Source organism: Croceibacterium soli (assembly GCF_009828065.1).
Classification (GTDB): domain Bacteria; phylum Pseudomonadota; class Alphaproteobacteria; order Sphingomonadales; family Sphingomonadaceae; genus Croceibacterium_B; species Croceibacterium_B soli.
In genome coordinates this window covers 154,321-163,571 of the sequence record NZ_WTYK01000008.1, presented here as the reverse complement: position 1 = coordinate 163,571, position 9,251 = coordinate 154,321, and the positions used below count along the sequence as shown (strand labels likewise).

The following is a 9,251-nucleotide window of genomic DNA, read 5'->3' as shown; positions in this document are numbered from 1 at the left end:
GTCCTAGCTCCACTCTCGTCGTCACCCTGAACTTGTTTCAGGGTCCATCGGGCGGCGAGGCGCGGAGGTTGCTTGGGGGCGAGGGCGCGCAGTTCTTGCCTCTGCTCACGACCTGCGCGGGTGGCGGGATGGACGCTGAAACGAGTTCAGCATGACGAAGATGGCGAGTGTTGCCGTAATCAGCGGACGGGTTGTCGGGGCGGGACTCTAGTGCCCGACGATGAACAGGACGCCGCAGGCCATCAGGGCCGCCAGGAGGAGTGAGTTGACGGCGATGGCCAGGAGCGGTCGCGGTCCGCGGGCGAGCAAGCCGGCGAACGAGGTGCGCATCCCGAGCGCGGCGATGGCGACGAGCAGGCACCATTGGGAGATCGTTACCGCGGCTTCCCTGGCGAGCGGAGGGATGAGGCCGGTGCTGGACAGCGCGGCCAGGGCCGCGAATCCCAGCAGGAACGCGGGAACGAGCGGTGGCCTGGCTCCGGGGCGCGCGGGTTCGCGGCAGGCGAAAGCGCCGAGCACGAGGACGATCGGGCCGAGGCAGGCGACGCGCACCATCTTGACGACGGCCGCCGTCTTGCCTGCCTCTTCCGAGACCGCGAAGCCCGACGCGGCGGCTTGCGCGACTTCATGGATGCTTCCGCCCAGGAACACGCCCATCGCGGCGTCCGACAGGCCCAGCAGGCTGCCGACGGCGGGGAAGGCCAGCAAGGCGACCGTCCCGGCGATGGTTATGCCGGCGACCGTGCGGGCCGTATCTTCCTGCCGGGCGCCGCCCCTGCCGAGGATCGCTGCTACCGCCAGCGCGGCGGAAGCGCCGCAGATGGCGACGGCGGCGGCGGAAACGATCGCCGCGTCGCGCGCCTCGCCCAGCCGGCGGCAGAGGGCCGTGCCTGCCACCAGAGTGACGACCAGTGCGGCGAGCGTGACGGCCACGCTCATCCAGCCGAGCGCGCCGATCTCGGCGAAAGTGATCGCGGCGCCGAGCAGGGCAACGCCGAACCGCAGGACGGGCTGCGATGCGACCGCGATCCCCTGTGCAAGGCGCGCTGGCGGAACGAGGCGGGCGGCGACCATGCCGAGCACCAGCGCAGAGAAGACGGGCGGCAAGGGGGACAATGCGCCGCAAAGGCGCGCGACCGCCGCTATCGCGACGGCGAGGGCCAGGCCGGGCAGAGCGGGGCTGATCCGCGCGACCGGAGCCCGCGCGGCGGCGATGGTCGCGGCGAGCACTAGATGACGAAATCGAACGGGGCGTCGCCGCGAAGCCCCTTGTGGCGCCGCTTCGTCACCATTCGCTGGTAAAGCGCTTCGATCGTCTGGCTTCCGGTCCTGACGAACAGCGCCGGCAGCAGCGCGTGGACGATGCAGGCGAGCCCGCCGAGCAGCATCGCCGCTCCAAAGCCCAGCGCCACGCGCATATGCTGCAGATAGCTTTCGCCGACGCTTGCCGGGTGATCGGTGAACGGGTTCATTGCCAGCGCTCCTCCCGCCGCTGGGTATAGGCGAAGGGGCGGGGCGATTTTTCCCAAAGTTCGTGCTAGCTGCTCGTACCTGGGAGAACATTTTAGCCGGGGGACCTTCATGGCCGCACTCGATCGCCTGGACGTAAAGCTTCTTCGAAAAGTGCAGGCGGACTCGTCGCTGTCGCTGGCGGAGCTTGCGGCCGAAGTCGGCCTTTCGAGCAATGCCTGCTGGAAGCGGCTCAAGCGGCTCGGTGCCGACGGTTACATCCAGCGCCGCGTGGCGATCCTCGACCGCAGGAAGCTCGGGCTCGGCACGACGGCGTTCGTTCTGGTGCGGACGGATCAGCACGACGACGCCTGGGCGCGGACTTTCGCCGATGCGATCGCCGGCATCTCCGAGGTCGTGGAATTCTACCGCATGAGCGGCGAAGTCGATTACCTGCTGAAGATCCTCTGTTCCGGGATCGAGGACTACGACCGTATCTACAAGAAGATCATCCGCGCGGTGAAGCTGCGCGACGTCAGCGCGTTTTTTGCGATGGAGCAGATCAAGTTCACCACCGAGGTGCCGCTCGATTGCGTGGAGGTGTGAGCGGGCCGCTGATATCGTTGTTATCTTCGTGCACGTCGAGGCAGTATGATCTGCGCGAGTACATGCAAGATCCGTGACATTCGGGGTGCGGAACCCGTCGCGCGATTTTGTGCAAAATTTATCGCTTTCGGCATGCGGATTCACCATCGCCGCGCGTCTTAATGACGTAAGCAGATTTTCGTGATTGCTCCCAAGGCTCGGCAGGGCACGCGCAAATAAACTGGAGGGGTGGGGTGCGCAGCCTACCGAGCCGGCCGACCACAAGTCTGCTCGACCCGCGTCGGCGCAAAGGAGACGGGCTCGAGCGCTAAACCGGTGTAGTTGCAGCCAGCCGGCTGTTGGTACGCTTTGTTGTGCGATTGCGGCGGTTCCGCATGCGGAATTGGCTCGCTCGCGCGTCTTCCATAACGGGAGGTCGCGCGCATGTCTGGTTATCACCTGAGCGTGATCGCTCAACCGAACGGCGGCGATGAAGTGCGCGGGGTCAATCGCGCCGGTCCGCCATCCCTGCGAAAGCGTCTCGCCCTGGCTCTTCGGGTCGCCAGGGACAGGGCCGCTGCGGGGGCGCAACAACGGCATCGGCAGGCGAACGGCGGCGATCGTTGTACCGCCGCCGGCCACACCGGCTGACGCGCTGCGTGGGCGGCGATACTGCGGGGCGCGCGGGAGACCGGCCCGAGCGATGTGTCCATTGCCACGGATCGGCGATCGTCCGCCGCGGATTTCGCAGGAAGAAGTTCGAGCTGGTGCAGCTGTGGCGTTGCAGGAGCTGCGGCCGGACTTTCCCGGCGCAGCGGGCATCCGGCAAAACATACCCTCTCAAGCTGATCCTCCAGGCGCTGACGCTGTTCTACCAAGGGGAGACGCGCGAGCGGACGGTCGAGCTGATCCGTCAACGGTTCGGCATCGCCGTTCCGGTGCGGACGCTGGCGAGCTGGCTGGCGGAATATCGGGAGCTGACCACCTATGCGCCGATGCGGAAGAAGATCCGGGCGGCTTTCCCGCCCGATCGGCTGGTGCGCACGGTCCGGCTGCACCACCAGCAGGTTCGCCAATTTCGCGTGCACCAGGGAAAGCTCGCCGCCCTGCTCGGCGAACCCGGGCAGCGCGCGCTTGCGCCGATCGCCGATTACCTGGACGCGGTGCCGGCCGATGTCCCGCAGGCGCCGATCTTCGGTAACGTTGCCAGGTTTTCGACCGCGGCACCGTTCGATGGGAATGCGTTCGCGATCCGGAGAAGGGACGGTCAACATGCCTGCCGCGTGGCCGATCTCGTTCTTCCGTCTACGGGCGGGCGTCGGCAGCATGACGAGGTGCTGCAGTTCATGCTCTGGACCGACTCCGCGACAGTGGTCGTCGAAGTCCCGATCTATCTTGCGGTCGAAGATGGCGAGCACTTGCGGGCGAGCGGTTTCGACCGTCCCGCGGAGCCGCCGCCCGCGCCGGCAGCATACATCGACGTGCTGCAGATCCGCGATGGCCGCATCCACATCCTCGCCTACAAGCCCGGAGCCTGCAAGGAGCAGCCGATCGCGCAGCTCATGCTTTGCGCTCTCGCGCTTTCCGTGCTGACCGGCCTGAGCCTGTCCCGCTTCGTCTGCGCCTGGTTCGACGAGCACGATTACGGGGAGTTCGATCCTGTGCAGGCTGGCCGATAGCGCTGCAGGCGCTCCGAAAGGGGGTGTTAGAGCGAGCCGGTGTTTCGAGCGCAAAAAAATCACTTCAGGCCCGTAGAATTACGCTTATCCGCCGCGTGCAGAATGCTAATCAGGCGCTGCGGACGCGCCTGCGGCCCCCCAATAACCCGGGCGCGTCCGTTCCAATCCTCCATCGCAGTCCAACAGCTTGTCCGCCCATCGGCGCGGCGACCCCACGTGCGGTGTGTGGCTGGGGATAAGGGCTTGTACCCAAAGCAAAATCTTTAACGATTTTGCGGTATGCGGGCGGTTGCCCCAGCGCGATTCCGCGCGATCGTGGCGTGCGAGGAAAGCCGTGCTGCAGCTTCAGAACATCATCCTCGAAATGATCGCCCGGGGCGATACGCTCGCGAGCACCGTCGATCGCCTGTGCGTCGAGGTGGAAAAGCTGGCGCCGGACGTGATCTGTTCGGTGCTGATGGTGGACGGCGGCAATGTCCTTCGCCCGCTGGCGGGGCCGAGTCTGCCGGCCGAGTACTCGGCAGCGCTGGACGGGCTCCAGGTCGGGCCGCTCGTGGGATCGTGCGGCACGGCGGCCTACCTGCGCTGCGAGGTCGCGGTCACAGATATCGCGACGGACCCGAAGTGGGCGGAATTCAAGCACATGGCGCTGCCACTCGGCGTGCGGGCTTGCTGGTCGAGCCCTATCCTCGATTCCCAGGGCGAGCCGGTCGGGACGTTCGCGTTTTATTTCCGCACCTGCAGGGCGCCGACGGAGCTCGAGAGGGAGATCGTGCGGCACAGCGTGCACCTCTGCGCGATTGCCCTTGATCGCTATCACCGCATGAATGAACAGGAATGGCGGGCCTCCAAGGATGCGCTGACCGGCCTTTCCAACAGAGCAGCCTTCAGCACCGCCCTGGCGGAGCTGGACAGGGACATGCCCGGGGATTGGGCGCTGCTGGCCATCGACCTCGACAATCTGAAGATCGTCAACGACACCTTCGGTCACCAGGCGGGCGACTGTCTCCTGAAAGTGGCGGGCGAGCGGATCGCGGCCGCGGCGGCCCCCGATCGCGCGTTCCGGATCGGCGGCGACGAATTCGCGGTGATCCTGCGGTCGGAGGCGAAGCTGAGCGATCTCGAAGGCGCGGCCGATCGGATCCTGGCTGCTTTGGCCGAAGCCGCCGACTGTGCCGGCCATATCATCGTTCCGCGGGCGACGATCGGCGGTGCGGCGTTCTCCCACGGCGACAGGGTCGCGGAACGCGTACGGCAGAACGCCGACTTCGCGCTGTACCACGCCAAGGAAACCGGCCGCGGCGGGTTCGTGCGCTATTGGCCGGGCCTGGGCACCAACATCACGCGCCGCCTTACCGCCATACGCGAAGTCGATGCCGCCCTGCTGGAGGACCGCATCGAGCCGTTCTACCAGCCGATCGTCCGGCTGGACACGCGCGAGATCGTCGGGCTGGAAGCGCTCTGCAGGATGCGGCTGGGCGAGCAGATCCTCTGTGCCGAGCAGTTCCAGGAGGCGACCAAGGACGTCCACGTCGCCACCGCGATGACGGCCCGGATGATGAAGCTGATCGCGGCCGATGTCCGCACCTGGCTGGATATGGGCATTCCGTTCCAGCATGTCGGCATCAACGTTTCCTCGGCCGACATGCACGGCGGTTTGCTGGAGCGAGTCCTGGTGGAAGCGTTCGAGCAGGAGAACGTGCCCCTGAAGCACGTCATCCTCGAGGTGACCGAGACAGTCTATATGGGAGACCCGGGCCGCCACGTGCGGAAGACCGTCCAGGCTTTGCGGCGAAAAGGGCTGCGGGTGGCGCTGGACGATTTCGGAACGGGCTATGCCTCGCTGACGCACCTGCTCAGCGTGCCGGTGGACATCATCAAAATCGACAAGGAGTTCGTCGACGGCATCGCGCCCGGCGTTCCGAAGATGGCGATCGTCGAGGGTCTGATCCAGATCGCCAAGAAGCTCGACATGCACGTCGTTGCCGAGGGGATCGAGAACGAGGACCAGGCCGAGCAGTTGTGGGCAGCCGGCTGCGTCCTCGGCCAGGGATACCTGTTTTCCCATGGCGTCGACCGCGAAGCGACCACGGCGCTGCTGCTCGACCGTGCGCAGTATGTGGCGGAGCAAGGCGATCCGGAGCCGCTCAGGCCGGCAGCGCGCCGGCGATAGAAGGCCGGCGCAGGGTCGCCATCAGTCGGGTGTCCCTGCGCCCAGAGCGACGACATCCTCCAGCAGCGCGGGTTCGCGCTGCAACTGCTTCAACAGGCGCCACTGTTCTTCCCGCGGCTTGTCGCGCAACGCCCTGTCCACCGCGAACCAGCCGAAATCCGAGGCGATCAGGTAGCTGCCGAACGCGCCGATCATCTTCGCGGTCTGGCGGGCTGCCTCCCGCGATTGCAAGCGATAGCGCATCAGCAGCGTGACGGCGGTTTCCTCGTCGATCGCTCCCGACAGGAAGTCCCGCGCCACAGTGGCGGTTGCGCCGAGCACTTCGGGACGCGCGGAAAGATAGGCTCGCCATTGCTCTTCGTTTCGCATGGTCAGGCCGGCGAGCGGATAGAGAACGTCCCTCTGGAAGGCGATGCGTTCGTCGACGGGGAAGGCGAGCCCGACGCCGTACTCGGCAATGGCTTCGGCGGCGGGGATCACCGGATCGGCCGCCATTGCGGCGCCGTATTCCGGCCAGCCCCTCAGCCGGTAGAGTTCCCGATCCAGGGCCAGCATGTGCGCGTGATGGCCTGGATAGACCTCGTGGCAGGCGTGCTGCAGCAGGCGGTCCACGTCGGTCGGGATGACGGTGCTGATGCTGACAATGCTCTTGCCGCCGCCGACATATTCGGCCTGGGCGGGCGTCAGGTCGTCCGGGACGAACCGGATATCGACGCTCTCCTCCGCAAGATCGAGATGAGGCGCGGTCCGCCTGCGGCACTCGGCCACGGCCGCGCGGAACACAGGCTCGATCCGTTCGGGAGTCACGGCCGCCGTCGCCCTTAGAGCGGCGATCCGTTCCGGCAGGGTTCCGGGGCCCGGCATCGCGGCGTCGAGCCGGGCCAGAGCCGCGTCGTAGTCGCTCAGTGCCGGAAAATCCGCGGTAAAGCCGAAGCGGAGGCGCACGTCGTCCGCCACGTCCGATGTGTTCGCGTCGGCGGGGCGCTGCCCGTGCTCCAGCGAGACGAGCCGAGCGCGCAGCGACCGGTGCCGCATCTGCGTGAGCCGGTCCGGCGGCGCGGGGAGCGCGTCGAGCGCTTCGACGAGTGCCGCGGCCTCCTGGGCGATCTGTGCCGCGCTGCGCTTTGCCGCCTTGGCTCTCGCGAGTTCTTCCTGGCGCGGCGTGGCGACATCGCCGTCCCCGCCGTTCAGGAGGTACGCGCCGAGTGCGAGTTCGATGTAGGCACGCGCGACGGAGTCGACGTCGGACGGTTTCGATGGACTGGCGTGGAGCGGAAGCGACAGCAGCGCGAGCAGAAGGGGTGCCATGAGGAACCTCGGCCGCATGCGACTCTCCTGTCCAGGCTACAGCGGAACGCCGGACGGGCAGCCTAGCAAAGCGCGGTTCCGGCGCAATAGGCGCCTCTAGGTAGGCCAGAAGAGTGCGATCAGCGGTACGCCGAGCACCACCACGATGATCGAAAGCGGCAGGCCGAGACGCCAGTAGTCGCCGAACCGGTACCCGCCGGGGCCCATCACCAGCGTGTTGCACTGGTGGCCGATGGGCGTGAGGAAGTCGCACGCCGCGCCGATCGCCACGGCCATCAGGAAGGCTTCCGGCCGGTAGTCCAGGGCGCTGGCGAAGCCGGCGGCGATCGGGGCCATGACCAGCACGGTCGCCGCGTTGTTGAGGAACGGCGTGACTGCCATCGCAGCAACCATGATCAGCGCGAGCGCGCCCAAGGTCGGGAGGCCGCGCGCCAGGTCCGACAGGCCGGCCGACAGAAGATCGGTGGCCCCGGTTTCCTGGAGGGATGCGCTGACGGGAATGAGCGCCGCCAGCATCACGAGGATCGGCCAGTCGACCGCGGCATAGGCCTCCCGCAACGGCAGGGCGCCGACCAGAACGGTCACCGCGGCAGCGCCGAAGAACGCGATCTCCACCGGGATCGCGCCTGCCGCGGTGAGCACCATCGCGACCGCGAGGATGAGGATCGGCAGGATGCTGCGGCTGAGCTTCCCGAGCCGAACCTCGCGTTCGGCCAGCGGCAGGCAGCCCAGTTCCTGCAGGCGCAGGGGAAACTGGGCAAGCATGCCCTGCAGCACGATCACGTCGCCGGCGCGCAGCCTGATGTCGCGCAGGCGTTCGGTGAAGTGGATCCCGCTCCTGCTGACCGCCAGCAGATTGATGCCGTAGTACTTGTGCAGTTCAAGCCGCCCGGCCGCCCGGCCGACGAGGGTGGAGCCGGTCGCCACCACCGCCTCGATCACTCCGACTTCGTCGTCGGCCGAAGGAACCTCGAAGTCCCGGTGCTGGCCTTCCAGTTCGAGCTCGTGGGTGGCGATCGTTCGTTCCAGCGCCTCGGGCGCGCCTTCGAGCAGGACGATGTCGCCTTCCTGCAGCACGGTCTCGTGAGCCGCCGCGCGTTCCGCACGGCCCTGCCGCAGCACGGAGGTGACGCTCACGTTCTCCTCTTCGCCCGCGGCCAGCTCGATGGCGGTCTTTCCTTCGGCCGAGGATCCCGGGGGGACCCGCGCTTCGGTGGTGTAGGCGTGGACATCGAGGGCATCGCCCATCGATACGGCGGGGGTCTGCCCACCCGGCAGCAGGCGATATCCGAAGGAGAGGAACACGATCCCCGCAGCGGCAAGCGCCAGGCCCACGGGCGTGAAGTCGAACATGGAGAACGGCTCGCCGGTGAGCCGCTCGCGCATCGAGGCGACGATGATGTTGGGCGACGTTCCGACCATCGTCACCAAACCCCCGAGCAGCGAGGCGAAGGCCATCGGCATCAGGTAGCAGGAGATCGACGAGCCGGAGCGCTTGGCCATCTGGAACGCGATCGGCATCATGATGGCGAGCGCGCCGATGTTCTTCACGAACGCGGACATCACCGCCACCGTGGCGATCAGCAGGATCAGCTGGGCATGGAAGTTGCGGAGGTTCGGCGCCAGCGTCTTCAGCGTGCGCTCGATGACGCCGGAACGGGCGACGGCCGCGCTCACCACCAGCGCGCTTCCGACGATGATGACGATGTCGTCGCTGAAGCCGCTGAACGCGTCCTCGAGAGGCACGACGCCTGTGAGGATACCCGCGAGCAGGCCCACGACCGCGACCATGTCGTAGCGCAGGCGACCCCAGATGAAGAGCGCCATGGTGAGCCCGAGCACGGCGAAACTCAGCCCTTGTTCCAGCGTCAAGCGATCGTCCTCCTCGGGCGCACGGCACGCGGCCCCGCCCGGTAACTCCCTCGATGGCACATCGCTCCGGAGGCCCGAAAAAATTGGAGCAGGGGGAGCGGCCGTTGCCGGCCCCGCGCGGGCGGGTTCGATCGCGATGCCCGCTTTGCGATCGCGGCCCATGACACTTTGCCGGCTCTGCGTTA

At 67.1% G+C, this 9,251-nt stretch carries 7 protein-coding genes; 3 read left to right on the top strand and 4 right to left on the bottom strand.

Features of this window, described 5'->3' with window-relative positions:
* Positions 1-207: 207 nt before the first annotated feature.
* Entirely contained in the window at positions 208-1,230 is a 1,023-nt protein-coding gene (locus tag GRI75_RS13165; RefSeq protein ID WP_160747444.1) for a YeiH family protein, read from the bottom strand.
* Positions 1,230-1,472, bottom strand: a complete 243-nt coding sequence (locus GRI75_RS13160) for a DUF6356 family protein (RefSeq protein ID WP_160747443.1) — start codon at positions 1,470-1,472, stop codon at positions 1,230-1,232. Before GRI75_RS13160 ends, GRI75_RS13165 begins: the two co-directional genes overlap by 1 nt.
* A 109-nt stretch (positions 1,473-1,581) precedes the next feature.
* Between GRI75_RS13160 and GRI75_RS13155 the strand changes: the two genes are divergently transcribed.
* From GRI75_RS13155 to GRI75_RS13145, 3 genes are all read left to right on the top strand, one after another.
* The gene (locus GRI75_RS13155; RefSeq protein ID WP_160747442.1) at positions 1,582-2,055 is read left to right on the top strand and encodes an Lrp/AsnC family transcriptional regulator; all 474 of its coding nucleotides are present in this window, start codon (positions 1,582-1,584) and stop codon (positions 2,053-2,055) included.
* Positions 2,056-2,693: 638 nt separating this feature from the next.
* The gene (locus GRI75_RS13150) at positions 2,694-3,713 is read left to right on the top strand and encodes an IS1 family transposase (RefSeq protein ID WP_160747441.1); all 1,020 of its coding nucleotides are present in this window, start codon (positions 2,694-2,696) and stop codon (positions 3,711-3,713) included.
* A 334-nt stretch (positions 3,714-4,047) separates the two neighbouring features.
* A complete protein-coding gene (locus GRI75_RS13145) occupies positions 4,048-5,886 on the top strand; it encodes a bifunctional diguanylate cyclase/phosphodiesterase (RefSeq protein ID WP_328597988.1) in 1,839 nt (612 codons plus the stop codon).
* A 21-nt stretch (positions 5,887-5,907) separates the two neighbouring features.
* Here GRI75_RS13145 and GRI75_RS13140 read toward each other — a convergent pair whose 3' ends face one another.
* Both GRI75_RS13140 and GRI75_RS13135 read right to left on the bottom strand, forming a co-directional pair.
* Entirely contained in the window at positions 5,908-7,194 is a 1,287-nt protein-coding gene (locus tag GRI75_RS13140) for a hypothetical protein (RefSeq protein WP_160747440.1), read from the bottom strand.
* Between the two features lie 96 nt (positions 7,195-7,290).
* A complete protein-coding gene (locus GRI75_RS13135) occupies positions 7,291-9,066 on the bottom strand; it encodes an SLC13 family permease (RefSeq protein ID WP_235911498.1) in 1,776 nt (591 codons plus the stop codon).
* Positions 9,067-9,251: the final 185 nt, after the last annotated feature.

Coding starts and splice junctions, on each gene's coding strand:
- GRI75_RS13155 (WP_160747442.1), top strand. CDS start 1,582: ATGGCCGCACTCGATCGCCTGGACGTAAAGCTTCTTCGAAAAGTGCAG.
- GRI75_RS13160 (WP_160747443.1), bottom strand. CDS start 1,472: ATGAACCCGTTCACCGATCACCCGGCAAGCGTCGGCGAAAGCTATCTG.
- GRI75_RS13140 (WP_160747440.1), bottom strand. CDS start 7,194: ATGGCACCCCTTCTGCTCGCGCTGCTGTCGCTTCCGCTCCACGCCAGT.